A 20,823-nucleotide genomic window follows, 5' to 3' on the forward strand; every position below is an offset into this window, starting at 1 on the left:
AATGCTAAACCCCTACTTTCTACCTAACTACGGGGGGTAAAGTTACTTTTTTCGCTAAACCTAAAGTTTGTAAAAATTTAATACTCCACCAAGTCACATCAATTTCCCACCACTGAAAACCAGCTTTGGCGACATGGGGGTAAGTGTGATGGTTGTTGTGCCAACCTTCGCCGTAGGTGACGAGAGAAACCCACCAGAGATTACGGGCGTTATCATCTGCGTCAAAGGTGCGATAACCCCAGAGATGGGTTGCAGAGTTGACGAACCAAGTACAGTGCCAAAGTAAGACGGCTCTGAGAAACATACCATAGATCACAAAAGACCATCCACCCACAGCGTAAAGCAACAATCCTAAAGGAATTTGCAAGAGGAGAAAATAGCGGTCTAACCAGCGATAAAAAGGTTGTTTGGCTAAGTCAGGGGCGTATTTGTGATAGGTTTGTTCATCAAAAAATTCGGAACGAGGATATAAAATCCATAACAGATGACTCCACCAAAAGCCCCGCTTGGCAGAGTAAGGATCTAAGTTGATATCTTCGGTGTGGGCGTGATGTTGGCGGTGTCCTCCCACCCAAAAAATTGGCCCTCCTTGCAATGCTAATGCACCGATGAGAGCGATCGCATATTCTAACCATTTGGGTACTTGAAAACTCTTATGGCTGAGTAATCGGTGATACCCCAGGCAAATACCAATACTGCCAAACAACCAATGTAGAAATAACAGCAAACCCAAGGCCGACCAGGAGAAAAACCAAGGTGCTAACAGTGCTAAGGCGTGAATTATCCCAAAAAATGCCACATTTGTCCACTTGAGGTGCAGTGAAGCTTCTCCCTCTGATGCGGCTAGACTTTTTGCGGTCATAAAAATTCCTGTTGATGGTTCATGTAAAGATTTGCTCTGGTATCTATTGCATTACTTAGCCCACAAGGGATTCATCTACTCGGCAACCGAATTCATTACAGTAGACTAGAGCAAGTATCACTTACACTTGCTATGCTAACAGTTCCCTGTTTTCCCTGCAAGTGTTACTTACATTTTTTTATGACTTCTCAACCTGTTTCCACCCGTCAACGTCTAATTCAAGCTGCACTGGAGTTGTTTACGGCTCAGGGAGTTAGTGCTACTACCACTCGCCAAATTGCTGAAAAAGCAGCAGTTAACGAAGTAACGTTATTTCGCAATTTTGGCAACAAACACGGTTTATTGTTAGCTGTACTGGAAGAATCGGCAGCTTTTACCAATTTAGGGGAATCTTTAGTCAGACGGGCTACTCCTCCAGGTGATGTTTACCAAGCGTTGAAAGATTATGCAAGTGACACTTTACAGGCATTGGAGAGAATACCGGAACTGGTTCGTTCTGTAGTCGGAGAAGCTGACCAATTTCCGGCGGAAAATCGGCGTGCTTTGGGCAGAGGATTCACTGAGGCTAACCGCTACGTAGCCCAGTATCTAGCTACTGTAATTCAACAGGGAGATTTGCACACCTATCTACCAGCAGAAAAATTAGCTAGTTTGCTCAATGGGATGATTTTGGGATATGCCGTGATTGAATTCACCAGTGAGTTTCATGAACTATGGGAAAGTCGAGACGATTTTCTAGAGAATTTGGTGGGGTTATTTCTGCACGGTGCGATGTCATCACAGGCGAATGGCTTAGAAACCAGTTTGAACAGCCAAGCAATAGCTGATTTACCGGCGGTGTTAGTTCACACAATTCTGCAACAAGCCAAAAAGTCAGGATTACAAGATTATGCGATCGCTTACTTATTATTTGCGGCTGGCTTATCTGCTCAAGAAATAGTTAATTTACATCGAAACCATCAAATTTACGATACCAATGGTCATTTCCTGCAAATTACCACCCCAGGATGCTGGCGACAAGTCCCTGTCAATCAATGGATTTTGGGTAAACGCTACGGTTCTTACACAGATAATCCTTTAACTAAATGGCTCAAAAGTCGTAAAGATAGCCAGACAGCGATGTTTTTGAATGCAGCTAGTCAACCCATTTTGGAATCTGAGGTGTTGACGCATTGGGAAAAATGGACAGCAAGTTTATTAACTCCCCAAGGGCAACCACCAGCAATTACTCAAGCCCAACATACTTGGCGTGTAGAAATGTTAACGCGGGGAATTAGTCTAGAAAATTTGAGTCTTCTTACAGGTTGCGATCGCACCCAATTAAAATCTTACGCCCACAGAGCCAAAGAAAAGGCAGCTTTAGAACAAGCCACAAGATTAGATCAAAAGCCCGTGTAGGGATTGGGGATGAGGGGGATGAGGAAGAAATTCTTTCTCAGTCAACAATCAACAATCAACCATCAACCATCAACAATTTTGAATTTTGTACGCCTTTGGCGTTCCCGCAGGGTATTTTGAATTGATTTTTCATATTTTAGTAATTTTTGTTACACACTCATGGGCGATCGCGGTTTAATGTCTGTCTTTGGGTAGTCCTGCCATCAGTGACTTAACGGAGAAACTAGCAGCAATTGACTGCTAGCTAAATTTTTTGCGTAATTTTATTCAGACAATTCACATTAGTTTATGGTATTGATCAAATGTAATAAAGAAAAACATAACTTTATTAAAATTTATCCGGTATCGACTCGCCGTATTTTGGAGTAAACAGCGTATACAACAACACAATGAGAGTATTAATATGGGCAGAAAAGTTACTAAAGTGCTAAAACAATCAGGGGTAATTCCTTACAGAGTCAGAAATGGTAGAGTAGAAGTATTGCTAATTACGACACGCGATCGCCAGCGTTGGGTAATGCCTAAAGGCGGAATTGTCAACGGCATGACTCCCCCAGCTTCAGCAGCAAAAGAAGCCTGGGAAGAAGCTGGAGTCATTGGACAGGTGGAAGCTAATCAACTCGGTAGTTACAAATATCGCAAACGTGGCAAAATTTACCGCGTCAAAATGTATTTATTACCAGTTGACATAGTAAGTAGTCATTATCCCGAAGCGAGTACAAGATATCGACGTTGGCTAGATGCTAAACAAGCGATGAAGTTAATTAAAAAAGCTTCCCTCAAACGTATCTTAAAAGCAATCATCCAAACCAAATCACGAGCTTGTGCTTCCTAACAACAACCGTCCTACCTCACCTATTCCCTATTCCCGTTCATCTAGACTTTGCCTACGCTAAAATAAACACCAAAGTTAAGATTCATGGGAGCGGACTTTGTGTCAATAGAAAGTACCCAATTATCCGAAGAAACAACTAACAAATCTTTGGAATGGCAACCTCCCATGCCACCCACAGATTTAATTTTTGATGACGGAGAACCCTTGGAAAGTAACCGCCACCGTATCACCATGAATGTATTAATTCGTTCACTAAAACATGATTGGGCAGAACGAACTAACTATTTCGTTGGCGGTAATATGTTTATTTATTACAGCAGTAAGCAAGCGAAAAATCAAGATTTTAAAGGGCCAGATTTCTTTGTAGTTTTAGATGTAGAAAATGACCCCACAAGGTTAGGTTGGGTAGTATGGGAAGAAAATGGACGTTATCCCGACATGATTGTTGAATTACTTTCAGATTCAACAGAAGCCAAAGATTTGGGCATGAAAAAACGTCTTTACGAACAAGTATTTAAAACTAAAGACTATTTTGTTTTTCATCCCTTTAAAGTGAATTCCCTGCAAGGATGGCATCTAGATAGTGACAAAGGCTACCAACCAATCACCCCTAATCCCCAAGGATGGTTGTGGAGTTCCAGTTTAGGGTTGTGGGTAGGAACTTGGAACGGCACAGTAGAAGATGACAATGCGGTTTGGCTGAGATTTTATGATCAAGCTGGTAACGTAGTTTTATTACCAGAGGAGGCAAATCAACAACGGGCTGACGCTGAACGACAAGCTAGGTTAAATGCTGTCTCTCGGTTACTAGATATGGGACTAAGTGTAGAACAAGTTGCCGACTCATTGAGTTTGACAATAGCAGAAGTGGCAGCGATGAGGCGAGAGTGAACAACAGAGGAAGTAAGCGAGGCTGGTTTGTAGTAAGGACTTTAGTCCTTATTTTCTCAGGAATAAAGTCCTGACTACGAACTTGTTGCCGCCTTAACTGAACGCTATTGGTTTTGAAACCGCTTAAGGAATAAGCAGTATCCTGATTTTGCTAAATACTGGGCTTATATTCCATAATTTTGCTGATTAATATAAGAATATCTTCGGGATCAGGATTATCTTCCACTGTGAAGGTTAAATTGTTCATATTTTCTTGAAATTATTCAACTTAAATAACGCTAAAATCACCGTAACTGCCAGCCTCAGCGTTATACTAATCACTCCTTAACCTTTAATCACTCTATAGGTTTGTTACCATTACTTTGGCTTTTCCGGTAATAGAATAAAAGCCAAACCTTTGTCAATCTGCCTACTATCTTGAGATAGATATGCTGTGACAGAAGATACTGACCCGGAAAAGTAAATACTTGTGTCCAAATTAAACCTGTAACGTTTGTAATATTTTTATGAATTCTCTGATTCGTTTTTTGATGTGTCCCCCCGACCACTACGATGTAGACTATGTGATTAATCCCTGGATGGAAGGGAATATTCACAAATCATCACGCGATCGCGCGGTTGAACAGTGGCAAGGACTACACCGCACCCTGAAAGAACACGCAATTGTTGATTTAGTAACACCGGAAAAAGGTTGGCCAGACATGGTTTTCACCGCCAACGCTGGTTTAGTCTTGGGGGATAACGTTGTTCTCAGTCGCTTTTTACACAAAGAGCGTCAGGGAGAAGAACCATATTTTAAGAAATGGTTTGAAGACAACGGTTACACAGTTTATGAATTACCCAAAGACTTACCCTTTGAAGGCGCAGGTGACGCACTCCTAGACAGAGAAGGGCGTTGGTTATGGGCTGGTTACGGTTTCCGTTCAGAATTAGATTCTCACCCATATCTCGCCAAATGGCTAGATATTGAAGTATTATCCCTGCGGTTAATCGATGAGCGTTTCTACCATTTAGATACTTGTTTTTGTCCCTTAGCAAACGGCTATTTGCTGTATTATCCAGGCGCGTTTGATTCCTATTCCAACCGCTTAATAGAAATGCGCGTAGCCGCCGAGAAGCGCATCGCCATAGCCGAAACTGATGCTGTTAACTTTGCTTGTAATGCGGTGAATGTAGACAGCATCGTGATTATGAACAAAGCCAGCGATAGTTTAAAAGCCCGTCTGGCTGCTGTTGGTTTCCGAGTTTTAGAAACGCCACTCACCGAATTTCTCAAAGCTGGTGGTGCAGCGAAATGTCTGACTTTGCGGGTAACAGAACCAGTCAGGACAGAACTTCATGCCAACATATCAGTAGAAAGCCGTATCATTCGGATAGAAGGGCATTTACTAGACTCTGGTTTAATTAACCGCGCCTTAGATTTGATTGTCGATACTGGCGGTAGTTTCCAAGTTCTCAATTTTAACTTGGGAGAACAACGCCAAAGCACCTCCGCCGCCGAGGTGAAGGTTTCTGCACCTTCCCATGAGGTGATGGAAGAAATCATCTCTCAATTGATTGATTTAGGTGCGGTAGACTTACCACAAGATGAGCGAGATGTCAAGCTTGAGCCTGTGCTTCAGGATGGTGTCGCCCCGGATGATTTCTATGTAAGTACGATTTATCCTACTGAAGTGCGGATTAATGGGCAGTGGGTGAAGGTACATAATCAACGGATGGATGGGGCGATCGCCATTACTCACACCCCCGATGGTTTATATGCCCGGTGTAAAATCCTACGCGACCTCAAAGTTGGTGAGCAAGTAGTTGTAGATGTGCAAGGTATCCGCACCATTCGTAAAACTGAATCGCGGGAACAACGCAACGCCCAAGAATTCAGCTTTATGTCGGCTGGTGTTTCCAGTGAACGCCGGGTAGAATTGGTGGTGGAACAAGTGGCGTGGGAATTACGGAAAATCCGCGACGCTGGCGGTAAAGTAGTTGTCACGGCTGGCCCTGTGGTGATTCATACAGGTGGTGGCGAACACTTGGCGCGACTAATTCGAGAAGGTTATGTACAAGCTTTGCTGGGTGGAAATGCGATCGCAGTCCACGACATCGAACAAAATATCATGGGTACATCCCTCGGCGTAGACATGAAGCGGGGTGTCGCCGTGCGTGGTGGACACCGCCATCACCTCAAGGTAATTAATAGCATTCGTCGTCATGGCAGTATTACCAAAGCTGTCGAGGCGGGGGTAATTAATAGTGGTGTGATGTATGAATGCGTCCGTAACCAAGTTCCGTTTGTGCTGGCGGGTTCGATACGGGATGATGGCCCCTTACCTGATACGCAAATGGATTTAATTAAGGCGCAGGAGGAATACGCCCAACTTCTGGGAGGTGCGGAGATGATTTTAATGTTGTCATCGATGCTGCACTCGATTGGGGTGGGGAATATGACCCCGGCTGGTGTGAAAATGGTGTGTGTGGATATTAACCCGGCTGTCGTGACTAAACTGAGCGATCGCGGTTCAATAGAATCAGTGGGTGTGGTGACAGATGTGGGATTATTCCTCAGTCTGCTAGTTCAACAGTTAGATAAGTTGACAAGCCCCTATGTATCTAAGGTAGGTTAGTCAACGGACTACACAAGACGCACAGAAAGGAAATGGTAAGAGTAGCTTTAACAAGAGAGTTGCAGATTAACTGGGTTAGCTTCATTGCTGACTTTATGCTGGTGGGAATGGTATTCGGCCCACCTGTTGCTCCTTTTCTAGCTGCGTCTGGTGTCTGGTTACTTGGGGTTATTGCGGACATCATTTACTTTATGGGTAATCATGTATGTCCGCAACCAGACATGGGTTTAGATTTAGCACCCCCGTTTATTATGGCTGTGTGTATGCGCTGCTATGGTACTGTCACAGGTTTGTTAATTACTCGTTTGCTGTATGCTGCGACTGGTGGTAAAGGATTTTATTGGCTGAGTCAATATGGTTGGAATGGTGCGGCGTTAGCTAGCGTGTTGATGATGGCGTATCCTGTGGAATTAGCAGCGCAAATTTTTGGTCTGTGGGATTTTAATAATTATTTAGTTACGCCTTTTGGTTTGATTACAGGTTTGGCTTGGGGTTTATTTACAATGCCGATTTTGCATAAATCGGAAAAGAGAATGGCTTAGAAAATGCCGTTTAAAAACCTTTTTTTACAAATGTAGAGACGTTGTATGCAATGTCTCTACACATTCCCCCATTCCAGCGCAGTTAGTAGATATATTTATGTCTTTTGATTTATTTAACACGCAAATTTTTTGTTTTTGCAGCCTAGTTTAAAGATAAGTTAACATGAAAATTAGGGAATTTTTCTTAAACTAATTCAATCTGATCAGGTTAAGTAAATGCAAACGCTAATCAGACTCAAAATTGAAAGATTTATTGAAGATGAACAAGAGTATTTTGTAGCTACGAGTGATGATTTACAAGGGTTGGTTGCAGAAGGGAAAACAGTACAAGAAGCTATAGAAATTGCTGAAGATGTAGCTAAGGTATTATTGGAATTAGAGAAAGAAAAAAATCAGGATTTTCATCTGCAAGATTTGCCTTCTCAATTTGAATATCCTTTAATCATGGAAGTGTGATGGGAAGACTGGCGGGTTTTTCTTATCGAGAAGTGACTCGGAAGTTAGGAAAGTTGGGTTTTGAGTTTTACCGTGCAGCTAAAGGAAATCATGAAATTTGGTTTAATCCAGAAACCAATCAAAAAACAACTATTCCTCATCATCGGGAGATTAATGAGGGAACACTGCGAAGTATTTTAAAACAAGCTCAAGTTGATGTTGATATTTTTCTTGATGTTTAGTAACGCACCTTATGAAAACAGTTTGATGCGTTACCCTAACTGAAAAAATCAGGACTAAAGTGTTGACTACAAACTTGTTCTACCTCACGCTTCTAAACCACTCTGTAATACCCTCTGCTAAGGCTTTAGCTAACTTTTTCTGTTCCTGGGGATTTGTTATCCACTCAAATTCATTAGGGTTACTCATAAAGCCTAATTCTAATAATACTGAGGGGGCAACAGCTGGACGTGTGAGTGCTAGATTATTCCAAAATACTCCGTAGGAAGGTCTACCGAGTTTTTTCACTAGATAATTTTGCATGAACACGGCTAAATTATGCGCCTGGGGATGATACCAAAACATACCCACACCCTTAGTGTTTTCTGCGTCGCCGTTGTCTGGTAAAGCATTGTAATGAATCGAAAGAGCGATCGCAGGTTCTTGTTGATTGATAATTGCTTGACGTTCTGCCAGAGACACATCTTTATCCGTCTCTCTTGTCATCACCACGTTGGCACCCCGCTTAACTAATTCATCCCGCAGCAACTTAGAAACAATCAAATTCACATCTTTTTCTAAATATCCAGTCGGGCCAGCCGCACCGGATTCTTTACCACCATGACCAGGATCGAGTAAAATCTTGATACCAGATAGGGGCTTCTGCCTATTTGCCTTGATCACAGGCGCATGACGCAAGCCTAAAACCAGGGTTGTACCGTCGTATCTCAGCTTATATCCCCACTGTTGATTTTTTTTGAGGTTAAAGGTGTATTGTATTTGTCCTGGGGCTACCTGTTGCCAATCTAGGCGAGAAATTAAGGGGTTATCATCCAGGCGAATAATATCAGTTTGGGCAGTGGTGTTATGAAGTGTCAGGGTAAAATTTTGATTACCTTGCTGCACACTCACAGGTACAGGGGTTGTAAGCGGGAAAAGCATCTCGGTTGCACCGGGAAGTTTTCGAGATCCCACACTGCGAATAATTGCGCGTGGGGGAATTGCTCCCGGAAGGGTGCGGGTTTCTTTGCTATTAATCCAAGCACCATAGTCTAAACGTAACCATTCGCCTTCCCTCCCCGTGACAGTGGCTCTTGTTCCCTTGGGTAGAGGAGTCAGTCGAGAATAATCTGTAGTAGGGCCAGTGCGAGCCACACCTGCATCTGCTGTGACTTCAGCCACTGGTAACTGGGCAGGTGATAGGATGGTTATCTTACCAGTCCCTAGTTGAGTTACCGTCTGACCATTGAGTGTGAGTTGGAATTCTGGCTGTCCTAAATCTACCGCTTTTTTAATTTCTGAGGCAACAACACCAGAAGTACAACCCTGATATTTTCCCACGTTAGACTGGGTAGTAGGTTGATTGCGCCCCGTCAACGCTGCCAAATTACTGGGTAGTTGTGCTTGTTGTGGTTGAGGGGAAAGTACCACAGTCTGAGAAGCTAGTTTTACAGAAACACTGGCGTTTGGGGGTGCAACTGCGCTAAAACAAATTAGTTCTTCTGGTAGTCTAGCAATGTCGGCGGCTGGAGTCAGAGAACCTGGCGCGAAAGCTAAACCCTGTGGAATCTCAGGCTGAGTGCTGATTCTCGTCACTTTAATCTGAAGCACTTGATTTTGGTGACGTATTTGAAAAATATTTTCTCCCAACTTTAACGGGAAACTGGGTGCAAAATGACCAGATCGACTGCGGGTAATTGGCGTACCATTAATGAAAACTTGTCCATTGGGTGGTGCTGTACCAATAAAGAAGATTTTTTCCGCACTCGTCTGGTGGTTGGTTCGAGGATAAACAACTTTTAGTGATGGTGTTGCTTGTGCCAATGCTACAGAGGAGGTGATAAAGCAGCTGGAGATAACTGGAACTAAAAATTTTTTCACAGCAGGATCACAGAAAAATTAACTATGTGACTGTGGGACAATGACGAGATATTCCTTTGGGTAGAGATTTTTCGCAGTTGATAGCAATTCAAACTACTATGACTAAATTTATCTTTGTAACTGGAGGTGTGGTTTCCAGTATAGGCAAAGGCATTGTAGCAGCAAGTCTAGGCCGTTTACTAAAATCACGAGATTATTCGGTGTCGATTTTAAAGCTCGACCCTTATATTAATGTTGATCCAGGAACAATGAGTCCTTTTCAACACGGGGAAGTGTTTGTTACCCAAGATGGTGCAGAAACAGATTTGGATTTGGGACACTACGAACGCTTTACCGATACTTTGATGTCTCGGCTCAACAGTGTCACCACTGGCTCAATTTATCAAGCCGTGATTAACCAAGAACGCCGGGGTGACTACAATGGTGGGACTGTACAGGTAATTCCCCATATTACTAATGAAATCAAAAAACGGATTTTGTTAGTAGCTAAGGAAACAAACCCATCTGTGGTAATTACAGAAATTGGTGGGACGGTAGGCGATATTGAATCCCTGCCATTTTTGGAAGCTATTCGCCAGTTACGCAAAGAGGTAGGACGGCAAAATGTCCTGTATATGCACGTTACTTTACTACCTTATATTGCTTCGGCAGGGGAAATGAAAACTAAGCCGACGCAACACTCGGTGAAGGAATTGAGATCAATTGGCATTCAACCAGATATTTTAGTCTGCCGGAGCGATCGCCCCATCCCTGTGGGTTTAAAACAAAAACTCTCGGAATTCTGCGATGTTCCCGTGGAATGTGTGATTACTGCTCAAGATGCTAGCAGTATCTATGAAGTTCCACTGATTCTAGAACGGGAAGGACTGGCACAACAAACTTTAGATTTGTTGCAGATGGAACAACGCCAGCCTAATCTGGAAAAATGGCAAACAATGGTAGATAGATTGTACAGTCCTCAACATCCTGTAGAAATTGCCATTGTCGGTAAATATGTCCGGTTGAGTGATGCCTATTTATCCGTGGTTGAGGCTTTACGTCATGCTGCATTTGCCACTCATGGGGATTTACGTCTCCGGTGGGTGAACTCGGAAGACTTGGAAACCCAACCCGCAGAAAAGTATCTGGCTGGTGTTGATGGTGTGCTTGTACCTGGCGGTTTTGGGACTCGTGGGGTAGATGGTAAAATTGCCGCGATTAAATACGCCCGCGATCGCCAAATTCCCTTTTTAGGTTTATGCTTGGGTATGCAATGTGCTGTAATTGAATGGGCGAGAAATGTCGGTGGTTTAACCGGTGCTAACAGCGCAGAATTTGACCCATCCACCAAATACCCAGTTATTAACTTACTGCCAGATCAACATGATGTGATCGATTTAGGTGGGACAATGCGCTTAGGTGTGTATCCTTGTAATATTCTCCCCAATAGCTTGGCATCTCAGCTTTATCAAGCAGAAGTAGTTGATGAACGTCATCGTCATCGCTATGAGTTTAATAACACATATCGTCAGTTGTTATTAGATTCTGGCTATGTAATCAGTGGAACTTCTCCTGACGGACGGTTAGTGGAGATTGTAGAATTACCTCAACATCCATTTTTTATCGCCTGTCAATTCCATCCTGAGTTTCAATCTCGTCCTAGCAACCCCCATCCTTTATTTAAAGGCTTTATGCAAGCGGCGATCGCTCAGAATCATCCTACAGCTAATGTCCAGACACCCGTAGAGGTATCTTAAACCATTTACCATCCCCTACAGGTATCCCAGGCAACAGCATCTACCAAATTCAAAATTAATTTTGGGAATTTTCGATCCACAAACAACAACACTAACTTATGAAATCAGTAGATTTCGGAATATTCAGGGTAAGCATTAATCATGAACTTGGGACTTGAGGAGAGGTTGTGGCGTATTGGGTAAAGATTCTGTATGAGAGGAATGAATATGTGATTAATTTTGACCGTGTGAATGCTTTTTGTTATGAAAAAAACGGGCGAGTTACCTTCTGGTTGCCTGATAGTGCCATTCCCATTGTCATTAACCCCCAAAATAATGTAGGAGATTATCAAAAGATTCTAGATTATCTAGAAAAAGTGACTGAATTTACCGCCGAAAATGCCTACTGGGTCAAAATTATCTATGATCGAAATGAATATGTAATTAATCTTAATTGTATTAGTTCCTTTTGTCATGAACCCAATGGTAGAATAACTTTTTGGTTGCCTGATGGTACAATCCCCATTGTGATTAACCCCCTCAGCAATCCAGATTCTTATGAAAAAGTGTTAAAGTACGTGCAGACAACTACCGGATATACTTTTTCTTAGTTATTAAATAGCACAGCGTAAATAATTAAAGGTTTGTAGTAAGGACTTTAGTCCTACAATAAGGACTGAAGTCCTTACTACGAACTAAATTGCCATAAGTTTACTTAGTAGAGACGTGATGATTGCGTCTCTACAAACATAATCAGCAACTAAAAATTTAAAATATCTATAGATTCTACGATTTCTAACTCAAAAATTCTATCTTTTGCGTCTTGCAAAGCTTCTAGTTTACCCGCTTGGCGATAGATATCTGCTGCTTTTTGAAAGTCAGCGATCGCACCTGGAGTATTTTTCAGATTCGCGTAAATATTACCTCTATTATAATAGGCATCGGCATAATTAACATTAATTTTTATTGCTTGGGTGTAATCCTCAATTGCTCCCTGCTCATCGCCTAAATCATAACGAGCATTTCCCCGGTTATAATAAGCATCAGCTAAATGAGGATTAATCTGGATTGCTTGCGTATAATCCTCAATTGCTCCTGCATAATCACCAATATCTGCACGCGCATTCCCACGGTTTTTAAAAGCATTCGCATCATGGGGATTAAGCGGAATTACTGGCGTAAACCCTGGCTGATTTCCTAAAATATCACGAGCAATACCACGATTTTTATATGTATCTAGATATTGCGGATTAATTTTGCTTGCTTGGGTGTAGTCTTCAATTGCTCCTTGATGATCACCTAAATAATAACGTGCTTCCGCACGATGTTTATAAACAATAGCAGCATGAGGATTAAGTCTAATAGCTTGGGAATAATCATCAATTGCGGCTGCATAAGCTCCTAATTGAGCTAAAGCCAAACCTCGTTTATGGTAAGCTTTCGCATCATAAATATTAGTTTTAATTACCTGAGAATAATCATTAATTGCCGCTTCATAATTTCCTATTTGATAATAAGCTAAACCTCGTTTATAATATAGTTCAGTATCACTTTGATTAAGTTTTACAGCTTGGTTGTAATGATTAATTGCTGCAACATATTCACCTTGAGCAAAACATTCATCACCCAGCTTAGAATAATCTAGATTTTGAGAAATCGCCAGATTATTGTTAAGTTGACTAGATAACTGATTTTGAGATAACTGAGGTGGTAATACTGGCTGAATTATCTGTTGAGAAGGGTAATCAACTATAGAAGATTGTAACTGTTCTAAATAGCATCGTAAACCACCACCATAAAGTAATTGTTCGATACCAAAAGAGATTTTGCCAGTTTTTAATTTAATCATGCGAGTCGGCAGAAAACCCGCAAACAATAAATGATATGCTGATTGTGCTTCGTTAACTTCTTCTTGAATAAAAATACAAGCGACAACAGCATTTTTAGCCACAGCTTCCGCACTAATAGACCATTTGACGCGATCAATTTTACCGTGACGGGATTTAACCTCAATCCCAATAGAAGGGTCAGCAATTAAAGTAAAATCTATTTGACCATCACCACCAAAACGCTGTTCATAATCGACTTCTGTAATTAAATCTGCTAAACGTTCCTTAATAACCTCCTCACCCAACTTACCTTTGAGATAGCTAAGAAAAACGTCACGCACTGGCGAAACCCGCTTATATTTTTCAGCCATGCGCCAGCAAAAATCCCGGAGAGTGTTTAACCTTTCGCCGGAGATGACAGTTAACTCACTATATTGACCTTCTGTTTCGCAATGCAGAAGACGACCAGATGATATCCTGTGAATAAAATCAGACTGTAGCGATCGCAGTAGCGTAATCCAGTCCATCTACAATTGTGCTGGTTTTTGGATGAGAATATTTTATTAAGATTTGGGTTGAGAGTAAAGCGATTGGGAAATAGGGGTGTAAGGGTGTAGGGGTGTAGGGGGGGATGAGGGGGATGAGGGAGATGAGGAAGCTAATGACTAATGACTAATGACTAATGACTAATGACTAATGACTAATGACTAATGACCAATGACTAATGACTAATGACTAATGACTAATGTCTTACCATAATATAGGGTCTTTCTTAGTACAAATGTATGTCAGAATTTGGTCTACAAGCTCCCTTTAGTCCCACAGGTGATCAACCGCAAGCGATCGCGCAGTTAGCTGCTAGTATTAAAGCAAATAACCGTTATCAAACCTTACTAGGTGCAACGGGAACAGGTAAGACATTTTCCATCGCCGCAGTTATTGAGAAGGTGGGGAAACCGACTTTAGTTTTAGCGCATAACAAAACTTTAGCTGCACAACTTTGTAATGAGTTGCGGGAGTTCTTCCCGAAAAACGCCGTTGAGTATTTCGTCAGCTACTACGACTACTATCAACCGGAAGCGTATATTCCCGTTACCGACACCTACATTGAGAAGACAGCAGCAATTAACGATGAAATTGATATGTTGCGCCACTCAGCCACGCGATCGCTCTTTGAACGGCGTGATGTGATTGTGGTAGCATCAATTAGCTGTATCTACGGCTTAGGAATTCCCGCAGAATACCTAAAAGCCGCAATTCCCTTGCAAATTGGCATGGAAGTTAACCAGCGTCAAATTTTGCGAGCATTAACTTCAGTCCAGTACAACCGCAACGACATGGAAATGGGAAGGGGACGTTTCCGTGTCCGGGGTGATGTCTTAGAAATCGGCCCCGCCTACGAAGATAGAATAATTCGAGTAGAATTCTTTGGCGATGAAATTGACGCAATTCGCTACATTGACCCAGTAACCGGTGAAATTCTCAAAAGTTTAGACTCTGTGAATATTTACCCAGCGCGTCACTTTGTCACCCCAGAGGAACGGTTAGAAATTGCTTGCGAAGATATCGCCGCCGAATTAAAGCAGCGCAAAGCGGAATTAGAAGCGACTGGGAAATTAGTAGAAGCGCAACGTATCGACCAACGTACCCGCTATGACCTAGAAATGTTGCGCGAGGTAGGTTATTGTAACGGCGTAGAAAATTATTCCCGTCACCTAGCAGGAAGACAAGCGGGAGAACCGCCAGAATGTTTAATTGATTATTTTCCCAAAGATTGGCTATTAGTAATAGATGAATCTCACGTTACCGTCCCGCAAATTCGCGGGATGTATAACGGCGACCAAGCCAGGAAAAAAGTCTTAATTGAACACGGGTTTAGACTTCCCAGTGCGGCGGATAATCGTCCTTTAAAAGCGGAAGAATTTTGGCAGAAAGTCAACCAATGTATTTTTGTTTCCGCCACCCCAGGAAATTGGGAATTAGAAATTTCAGAAGACAGAATAGTTGAGCAAGTCATTAGACCGACTGGGGTAATTGACCCTGAGATTTTTGTGCGTCCGACAGAAGGACAAATTGATGATTTGTTAGGAGAAATTAAAGATAGAGTAGAGCGTCAAGAAAGGGTATTGATTACCACTTTAACTAAACGCATGGCGGAGGATTTAACAGAATATTTGCAAGACCATAGTATTCGCGTGCGGTATTTACATTCAGAAATTAATTCCATTGAGCGCATAGAGATTTTACAAGATTTGCGCGATGGTAACTTTGATGTGTTAGTGGGTGTGAATTTATTAAGAGAAGGTTTAGACTTACCAGAAGTTTCTTTAGTCGCAATATTAGATGCAGATAAAGAAGGCTTTTTACGCGCCGAACGTTCCTTAATTCAAACCATAGGTAGAGCCGCGCGTCACGTCCGGGGACAGGCGATTTTGTATGCTGATAATTTAACAGACAGCATGATTAAAGCCATTGAAGAAACAGATAGACGGCGAGGTATTCAAATGGCGTATAACCGGATGCACGGAATAACACCGCAACCGATTGTGAAGAAATCGAGTAATGCGATTTTATCATTTTTAGATATTTCTAGAAGATTGAACGCAGCAGATTTAAAAACAGTCGAGGAGAATATTGGCGAATTACCTTTAGAACAGATTCCCGAATTGATTACGCAACTAGAAACCCAGATGAAAGAAGCTGCGAAAAAACTAGAATTTGAAGAGGCAGCAAAATTGCGCGATCGTATCAAACAATTACGCGATAAAATCCTAGGACGCTAAAGTTATATACTCAACTCAACTACCATACTTTTTAAAGTTCGTAGTAAGGACTTTAGTCCTGTTTTCAGTAAATATTAAGTAGGGTGTGTTACGTGACATCTTGCACCTATGACTTAATGACAATTTTGGTAGGGTGGGCATTGCTTGGTTGCTGCTAATACCCTTAATTTTATGTTGTTGGCAATGCCCACCTTACGCCTATTAAGAATGCTGCAAGATATAAATTACTACCATGTAAAGAGTTGAGCATTTTCGTTGTAAAAATTAGCCGTAACACACCCTACTAACTTTGCTGGTTTAACCAAACTTCTAAATCAGCAACATCCGAAAAATCCAACAACGCTTCTCCTACATCTTCTAACTGTTCAGCAGATAAATTCTGAACCCGTTCAAGTAATGCAGTATTAATATCACCAAAACGCCGTCTAAGCTGGCGGCTAATCAATTTCAATGCTTCCTTTTGAACGATGTCTTGATAAATTACAGACTCGCGCATAATATCCTCCCGTAGTAATTGGCGAATCAAATCCTTTTCAAACCGCAAACCCGCAAGAATTTCTGTACAACCAGCAATATTTTGTCTTTGTTCCCTATCAGAAATTGTAGCGACTTGTTCAGCTTTGCTCGCCATATATAGGTTTTGGTGGGCTTTGTCCACTCTACATTACTTTATCGAAATATTGATTATTGTACTTATTTTTATGAATAAAAGTTTAAAGAAAAACAGTGTTAATACGGATACAAAAGTAAAAATTATTTAGTTATGTTAAGTAAACACAGGAGAAATAACATGGATATTCTACAAATTCACACAATTCTGACAATCAAATTACCTGAACAAGCGGCACAAGGTTTCATAAATACCATAAACGAAACAACTCATCAAACTATTAACAGTTTCACAGACATAACTAATAAATCTATCAATGGTGTTACAGAATCAGTAGATCAAGCTAATCATGTTCTCAGCAAACTAACTGATGAAGCCAAACAATCTCTAACTGACAGTTTAGGTAAGACAGCTAATAACGTCAGCCAAATTACTAACACCACCGTAGGCGCACTTTCTGAAAAAGCAAAACAGGCAGGAGATTCTTTGTCAGCTACAGGACAGAATTTGGTAAATTCTGTAGAGGATAAGCTGCAAAAAGTAGAGCAGTTTGGTACTACTATTTCAACAGAAATCGAACGTAGTATTAATTCGTTAATTAATCATCAATTGGAAAATATCAGACATTGGATTGATGTTCATCCTGTGATATCTTGGATGATAAAATTCCTAACTTGGAGTATCAATCATCCTCTTATCGGTTTAATCGCTATTTTGTTAATACTATTTAGTATTTGGCAATTATTTAAAGCTTTCAGTCGTCTCTTAGAGAAAGGCTTACTAGCTACATTAACAGCCCCCTTTAAATTATTAACCAGATTATTTAAGTTTAGCTGGAAGCCCGGAACTTTTCTACTAGGTAATTATCAAGACGCAGAGACTGTTAACTCTGAAGATAAACAAGCCCGACTCAGCAAACTTTTAAGCCGACTAGAAGCTATTAAGATAGAACAGAATGATATTCTACAGGAAATTTCAACAATAGTCTCAGCTAATACCAATTCTATGTGAAGCTGCGCTAAATAAATTATATAGAGACGTTATATATAACGTCTCCATATCCAGGAATACAGCATATATTTATAAATGTTATAACCTGCATTTTCAGCAATTCTCTTCAGAAGTGCAGGTAACACACAAGCCACAATTAAACCACCAGTAAACTTAAATTATATTTAAATCAATAATTAACCTAAGAAATTAACCAATTTTCTAAATGTAAATCCTTAACTCTAGTTAAATCAGAATCGTGAGAAACTAAAATTAAATTATGAATGATAGCGGTAGCAGCTATCAAAATATCTGCATCCTGAATAATTTGACCTCTGTTTGTTAAATCAGCATGAATTTCTGAAGCTTTTTGAAAAATTCTAATATCATCTAAGAATAAAATGGGATAATCTTGGCAAAATTGTTGAAAGAAAGCTAGTTTTTTAGTGGCATTGCTCCTCAAGAGTCCTCTTTGAATTTCATAGTAAGTTATGCCACTAATCAAAATGTCCATATCTAAACTACTTACCTCTTGCAATTTCAAGTTTATTTGGACATTTTGTTTTAGTGCTGCTGAAACAATATTAGTATCTAATAAATAACCCATCTAACCCCGTTTTACAGATTCATCAAAAAGTCGCATTTGCTCTGGAGTCAAATCATTTAGCATTCCTGATACTAAATGTAAAGACAAAATTCTCTTAATCCGTTTAGTTAATTCTTCCTCAGAAATACTTTCCAAATCAGGAACAGCAGCAGGATCAAAAGTATGGTTAATTACTTCTATCATTTCCTGTTTATCTAAGTTTTCTTGATAAATCGGATTATTGTCAATTAAAGTTTTGACAATTTCGGTTAATTTTTGAGAATTAGATTGATAATTAATCAGCGTCATAGTTAAACTTCCTCAAAATAATATTGTTGTTAGGCAATCTAAATCCTATGTTAACAGCTACAATTTTTCTGGAAAGGTAGGAATTGACAAAAAAACAGCCGCCCCCTTGCGGAAGCGACTGTTTTTTAAACTAGGTCAAGACTTTAGTAATCGAAGTCTCCGCCACCCATACCACCACCAGCAGCAGGAGCAGCATCCTTGGGTTCTGGCTTGTCAACAACGATGCACTCGGTTGTCAACACCATACCAGCGATAGAAGCAGCGTTTTGCAGCGCAGAACGGGTTACTTTCGCGGGGTCAACAATACCAGCATCGAACATATCTACAAATTCGTTGCTAGAAGCGTTGAAGCCAACGTTGAATTCTTTCTCTTTCACACGTTCAGCAATTACAGCACCGTTCTGACCTGCGTTTTCAGCAATTCTCTTCAGAGGTGCGGGTAATGCACGAGCGACAATTAAAGCACCAGTCAACTCTTCACCAGACAGGTTGCTGTTAGCCCAAGCATCCAACTCAGGAGCGAGGTGAGCTAAGGTTGTACCACCACCGGGAACGATACCTTCTTCTACAGCAGCTTTGGTAGCGTTGATAGCGTCTTCTAAGCGCAGTTTCTTGTCTTTCATTTCGGTTTCGGTAGCTGCACCAACTTTCACAACAGCTACACCACCAGACAATTTAGCTAAACGCTCTTGCAGTTTTTCCTTGTCGTAGGAAGATTCGGTTTCATCCATCTGACGACGGATTTGTTCGCAACGAGCTTTAACGCCGGCTTCGTTACCTTCAGCAACAATTGTGGTGTTGTCTTTGGTGATGGTGATGCGGCGCGCTCTACCCAAGCTATCAATCTTGGTGTTTTCTAGCTTCAGACCAGCATCTTCGGTGATGACTTGACCACCGGTGAGAACTGCGATATCTTCCAGCATAGCTTTGCGGCGATCGCCAAAACCAGGAGCTTTCACAGCAGCTACGTTCAGTACACCACGCAAGCGGTTAACAACCAAGGTTGCCAAAGCTTCTTTTTCAATATCTTCAGCTAAGATAACCAAGGGCTTACCTTGACGGGCAACTTGCTCTAGAACAGGTACTAAATCTTGTACTAAAGCGATTTTCTTATCGGTGAGCAGGATGTAAGGATCATCAAAAATTGCTTCCATGCGCTCTGCATCGGTAGCAAAGTAAGGGGAGATATAACCCTTATCAAAGCGCATACCTTCGGTAATTTCCAACTCGGTGGTCATGGATTTCCCTTCTTCTAGGGAAATTACACCTTCTTTACCCACTTTGTCCATAGCTTGGGCAATCATCTGACCGACTTCATCATCGTTACCAGCAGAAATTGCACCAACTTGAGCGATCGCCTTAGAATCTTCTACAGAGCGAGCGTGTTCTTTAATTCTTTCTACCAAGAAGTTGGTAGCTTTATCAATACCCCGCTTCAACAGAATTGCGTTAGCACCTGCGGCTACGTTACGCAAACCTTCTTTGACAATCGCATGAGCTAAAACGGTAGCGGTGGTTGTACCGTCACCTGCTGCATCGTTGGTTTTAGAAGCGGCTTGGCGAATCAAAGAAACGCCAGTGTTTTCAATATGATCTTCTAATTCGATTTCTTTAGCGATGGTAACACCGTCGTTAACGATTTGAGGCGCACCAAATTTCTTTTCTAATACTACGTTACGACCTTTGGGGCCAAGGGTAACAGCTACAGCCTCAGCTAGAATGTCAATACCACGCTCAAGGGCGCGACGTGCGTTTTCGTTGTAGATAATGCGCTTTGCCATAGTTGTCTCAATCTCAGGTAGTTAAGTCAGTTTTTTGTCGTTAAATTGGGTTATTTGTAACGGCTGTTGCCATCACTGATTAGCCAACGACTGCTAAAATATCTTTTTCGGACAGCAGTACGTATTCTTCAGTGCCGAGTTTGATGTCAGTGCCAGCGTACTTGGAGTACAGCACCTTATCGCCAACTTTAACTTCCAATTCTTGACGGCTACCGTCGTCGTTGCGTCTGCCAGGGCCAAGGGCAACTACTTCGCCTACTTGGGGTTTTTCCTTAGCGGTGTCGGGCAAATACAGACCACCTGCGGTCTTTTCTTCGGACGCGCTTACTTTGACAAACACGCGATCGCCTAAAGGTTTAACTGTAGATACGCTTAAAGATACAGCTGCCATATTTCAATTTCTCCAGAGTTAGCACTCTCAACTCCTGAGTGCTAATTTACCGAAGATAAGCCAACAATGGCAACAATGCGGGGTGTACGGGTTTCCGAACTAGGAAGGGAAGGGGAGCAAATCAATTCAAAATTCAAAATTCAAAATT

19 protein-coding genes are annotated in these 20,823 nt (G+C 41.4%); 11 read left to right on the plus strand and 8 right to left on the minus strand.

Translation table 11 applies throughout. From position 1 onward, the window contains the following. Positions 1 to 19: 19 nt before the first annotated feature. Entirely contained in the window at positions 20 to 862 is an 843-nt protein-coding gene (locus AACS98_RS02280; RefSeq protein ID WP_066375827.1) for an acyl-CoA desaturase, read from the minus strand. A 180-nt stretch (positions 863 to 1,042) separates the two neighbouring features. Between AACS98_RS02280 and AACS98_RS02285 the strand changes: the two genes are divergently transcribed. The 7 genes from AACS98_RS02285 to AACS98_RS02315 all read left to right on the plus strand — a co-directional run bounded on the left by AACS98_RS02285 (position 1,043) and on the right by AACS98_RS02315 (position 7,823). After that, complete coding sequence (locus AACS98_RS02285) at positions 1,043 to 2,260, plus strand: TetR/AcrR family transcriptional regulator (protein ID WP_066375830.1); 1,218 nt, start codon at positions 1,043 to 1,045, stop codon at positions 2,258 to 2,260. A 403-nt stretch (positions 2,261 to 2,663) separates the two neighbouring features. Continuing rightward, positions 2,664 to 3,095, plus strand: a complete 432-nt coding sequence (locus tag AACS98_RS02290) for an NUDIX hydrolase (protein WP_066375833.1) — start codon at positions 2,664 to 2,666, stop codon at positions 3,093 to 3,095. A 165-nt stretch (positions 3,096 to 3,260) separates the two neighbouring features. Further along, positions 3,261 to 3,986, plus strand: coding sequence for a Uma2 family endonuclease (locus AACS98_RS02295; protein WP_232317101.1), 726 nt, complete (start codon positions 3,261 to 3,263; stop codon positions 3,984 to 3,986). 506 nt (positions 3,987 to 4,492) lie between these two features. Then, complete coding sequence (argZ, locus tag AACS98_RS02300) at positions 4,493 to 6,604, plus strand: bifunctional arginine dihydrolase/ornithine cyclodeaminase (protein WP_066375836.1); 2,112 nt, start codon at positions 4,493 to 4,495, stop codon at positions 6,602 to 6,604. 32 nt (positions 6,605 to 6,636) lie between these two features. Then, positions 6,637 to 7,146, plus strand: coding sequence for a DUF2085 domain-containing protein (locus tag AACS98_RS02305; RefSeq protein ID WP_066375839.1), 510 nt, complete (start codon positions 6,637 to 6,639; stop codon positions 7,144 to 7,146). A 216-nt stretch (positions 7,147 to 7,362) separates the two neighbouring features. Beyond that, complete coding sequence (locus AACS98_RS02310; protein WP_066375842.1) at positions 7,363 to 7,602, plus strand: type II toxin-antitoxin system HicB family antitoxin; 240 nt, start codon at positions 7,363 to 7,365, stop codon at positions 7,600 to 7,602. After that, a complete protein-coding gene (locus AACS98_RS02315) occupies positions 7,602 to 7,823 on the plus strand; it encodes a type II toxin-antitoxin system HicA family toxin (RefSeq protein ID WP_066375847.1) in 222 nt (73 codons plus the stop codon). The genes AACS98_RS02310 and AACS98_RS02315 overlap by 1 nt, the downstream gene beginning before the upstream one ends. A gap of 79 nt (positions 7,824 to 7,902) precedes the next feature. On the opposite strand, the gene AACS98_RS02320 is transcribed toward AACS98_RS02315, so the two are convergent. Further along, positions 7,903 to 9,681, minus strand: coding sequence for an N-acetylmuramoyl-L-alanine amidase (locus AACS98_RS02320; protein WP_066375849.1), 1,779 nt, complete (start codon positions 9,679 to 9,681; stop codon positions 7,903 to 7,905). Positions 9,682 to 9,779: 98 nt separating this feature from the next. Here AACS98_RS02320 and AACS98_RS02325 point away from each other — a divergent pair, with 98 nt between their 5' ends. After that, the gene (locus tag AACS98_RS02325; protein WP_066375851.1) at positions 9,780 to 11,417 is read left to right on the plus strand and encodes a CTP synthase; all 1,638 of its coding nucleotides are present in this window, start codon (positions 9,780 to 9,782) and stop codon (positions 11,415 to 11,417) included. 167 nt (positions 11,418 to 11,584) lie between these two features. Next, positions 11,585 to 12,007 (plus strand): hypothetical protein, encoded by a 423-nt coding sequence (locus AACS98_RS02330; RefSeq protein WP_066375853.1) that lies wholly within the window; start codon positions 11,585 to 11,587, stop codon positions 12,005 to 12,007. 149 nt (positions 12,008 to 12,156) lie between these two features. Here AACS98_RS02330 and AACS98_RS02335 read toward each other — a convergent pair whose 3' ends face one another. After that, positions 12,157 to 13,752 (minus strand): tetratricopeptide repeat protein, encoded by a 1,596-nt coding sequence (locus AACS98_RS02335; RefSeq protein ID WP_066375855.1) that lies wholly within the window; start codon positions 13,750 to 13,752, stop codon positions 12,157 to 12,159. 258 nt (positions 13,753 to 14,010) lie between these two features. Here AACS98_RS02335 and uvrB point away from each other — a divergent pair, with 258 nt between their 5' ends. Then, on the plus strand, positions 14,011 to 16,008 hold the full coding sequence (gene uvrB, locus AACS98_RS02340) for an excinuclease ABC subunit UvrB (protein ID WP_066375858.1): 1,998 nt from the start codon (positions 14,011 to 14,013) through the stop codon (positions 16,006 to 16,008). 283 nt (positions 16,009 to 16,291) lie between these two features. Here uvrB and AACS98_RS02345 read toward each other — a convergent pair whose 3' ends face one another. Then, the gene (locus tag AACS98_RS02345) at positions 16,292 to 16,639 is read right to left on the minus strand and encodes a DUF4351 domain-containing protein (RefSeq protein ID WP_084386866.1); all 348 of its coding nucleotides are present in this window, start codon (positions 16,637 to 16,639) and stop codon (positions 16,292 to 16,294) included. Between the two features lie 159 nt (positions 16,640 to 16,798). On the opposite strand from AACS98_RS02345, the gene AACS98_RS02350 reads away from it, so the two are divergent. Continuing rightward, a complete protein-coding gene (locus AACS98_RS02350) occupies positions 16,799 to 17,629 on the plus strand; it encodes a hypothetical protein (protein ID WP_066375859.1) in 831 nt (276 codons plus the stop codon). Between the two features lie 181 nt (positions 17,630 to 17,810). Here the strand turns inward: AACS98_RS02350 and AACS98_RS02355 are convergent, their stop codons facing one another. The 4 genes from AACS98_RS02355 to groES all read right to left on the minus strand — a co-directional run bounded on the left by AACS98_RS02355 (position 17,811) and on the right by groES (position 20,675). Then, complete coding sequence (locus AACS98_RS02355; RefSeq protein ID WP_066375860.1) at positions 17,811 to 18,215, minus strand: PIN domain-containing protein; 405 nt, start codon at positions 18,213 to 18,215, stop codon at positions 17,811 to 17,813. After that, positions 18,216 to 18,503, minus strand: coding sequence for a hypothetical protein (locus tag AACS98_RS02360; protein WP_066375862.1), 288 nt, complete (start codon positions 18,501 to 18,503; stop codon positions 18,216 to 18,218). Between the two features lie 143 nt (positions 18,504 to 18,646). Beyond that, a complete protein-coding gene (gene groL, locus AACS98_RS02365; RefSeq protein WP_066375864.1) occupies positions 18,647 to 20,284 on the minus strand; it encodes a chaperonin GroEL in 1,638 nt (545 codons plus the stop codon). A 79-nt stretch (positions 20,285 to 20,363) separates the two neighbouring features. Continuing rightward, positions 20,364 to 20,675: a co-chaperone GroES gene (groES, locus tag AACS98_RS02370; protein WP_066375868.1), complete on the minus strand. Its 312-nt coding sequence runs from the start codon at positions 20,673 to 20,675 to the stop codon at positions 20,364 to 20,366. Between the last annotated feature and the right edge of the window lie 148 nt (positions 20,676 to 20,823).

This window comes from Anabaena sp. CA = ATCC 33047, assembly GCF_963870205.1.
GTDB lineage: Bacteria > Cyanobacteriota > Cyanobacteriia > Cyanobacteriales > Nostocaceae > Trichormus.

Coding starts and splice junctions, on each gene's coding strand:
- uvrB (WP_066375858.1), top strand. CDS start 14,011: ATGTCAGAATTTGGTCTACAAGCTCCCTTTAGTCCCACAGGTGATCAA.
- AACS98_RS02285 (WP_066375830.1), top strand. CDS start 1,043: ATGACTTCTCAACCTGTTTCCACCCGTCAACGTCTAATTCAAGCTGCA.
- AACS98_RS02335 (WP_066375855.1), bottom strand. CDS start 13,752: ATGGACTGGATTACGCTACTGCGATCGCTACAGTCTGATTTTATTCAC.
- AACS98_RS02310 (WP_066375842.1), top strand. CDS start 7,363: ATGCAAACGCTAATCAGACTCAAAATTGAAAGATTTATTGAAGATGAA.
- groES (WP_066375868.1), bottom strand. CDS start 20,675: ATGGCAGCTGTATCTTTAAGCGTATCTACAGTTAAACCTTTAGGCGAT.
- AACS98_RS02280 (WP_066375827.1), bottom strand. CDS start 862: ATGACCGCAAAAAGTCTAGCCGCATCAGAGGGAGAAGCTTCACTGCAC.
- AACS98_RS02360 (WP_066375862.1), bottom strand. CDS start 18,503: ATGACGCTGATTAATTATCAATCTAATTCTCAAAAATTAACCGAAATT.
- AACS98_RS02325 (WP_066375851.1), top strand. CDS start 9,780: ATGACTAAATTTATCTTTGTAACTGGAGGTGTGGTTTCCAGTATAGGC.
- AACS98_RS02345 (WP_084386866.1), bottom strand. CDS start 16,639: ATGGCGAGCAAAGCTGAACAAGTCGCTACAATTTCTGATAGGGAACAA.
- AACS98_RS02350 (WP_066375859.1), top strand. CDS start 16,799: ATGGATATTCTACAAATTCACACAATTCTGACAATCAAATTACCTGAA.
- AACS98_RS02315 (WP_066375847.1), top strand. CDS start 7,602: ATGGGAAGACTGGCGGGTTTTTCTTATCGAGAAGTGACTCGGAAGTTA.
- argZ (WP_066375836.1), top strand. CDS start 4,493: ATGAATTCTCTGATTCGTTTTTTGATGTGTCCCCCCGACCACTACGAT.
- AACS98_RS02295 (WP_232317101.1), top strand. CDS start 3,261: ATGCCACCCACAGATTTAATTTTTGATGACGGAGAACCCTTGGAAAGT.
- AACS98_RS02290 (WP_066375833.1), top strand. CDS start 2,664: ATGGGCAGAAAAGTTACTAAAGTGCTAAAACAATCAGGGGTAATTCCT.
- groL (WP_066375864.1), bottom strand. CDS start 20,284: ATGGCAAAGCGCATTATCTACAACGAAAACGCACGTCGCGCCCTTGAG.
- AACS98_RS02305 (WP_066375839.1), top strand. CDS start 6,637: ATGGTAAGAGTAGCTTTAACAAGAGAGTTGCAGATTAACTGGGTTAGC.
- AACS98_RS02355 (WP_066375860.1), bottom strand. CDS start 18,215: ATGGGTTATTTATTAGATACTAATATTGTTTCAGCAGCACTAAAACAA.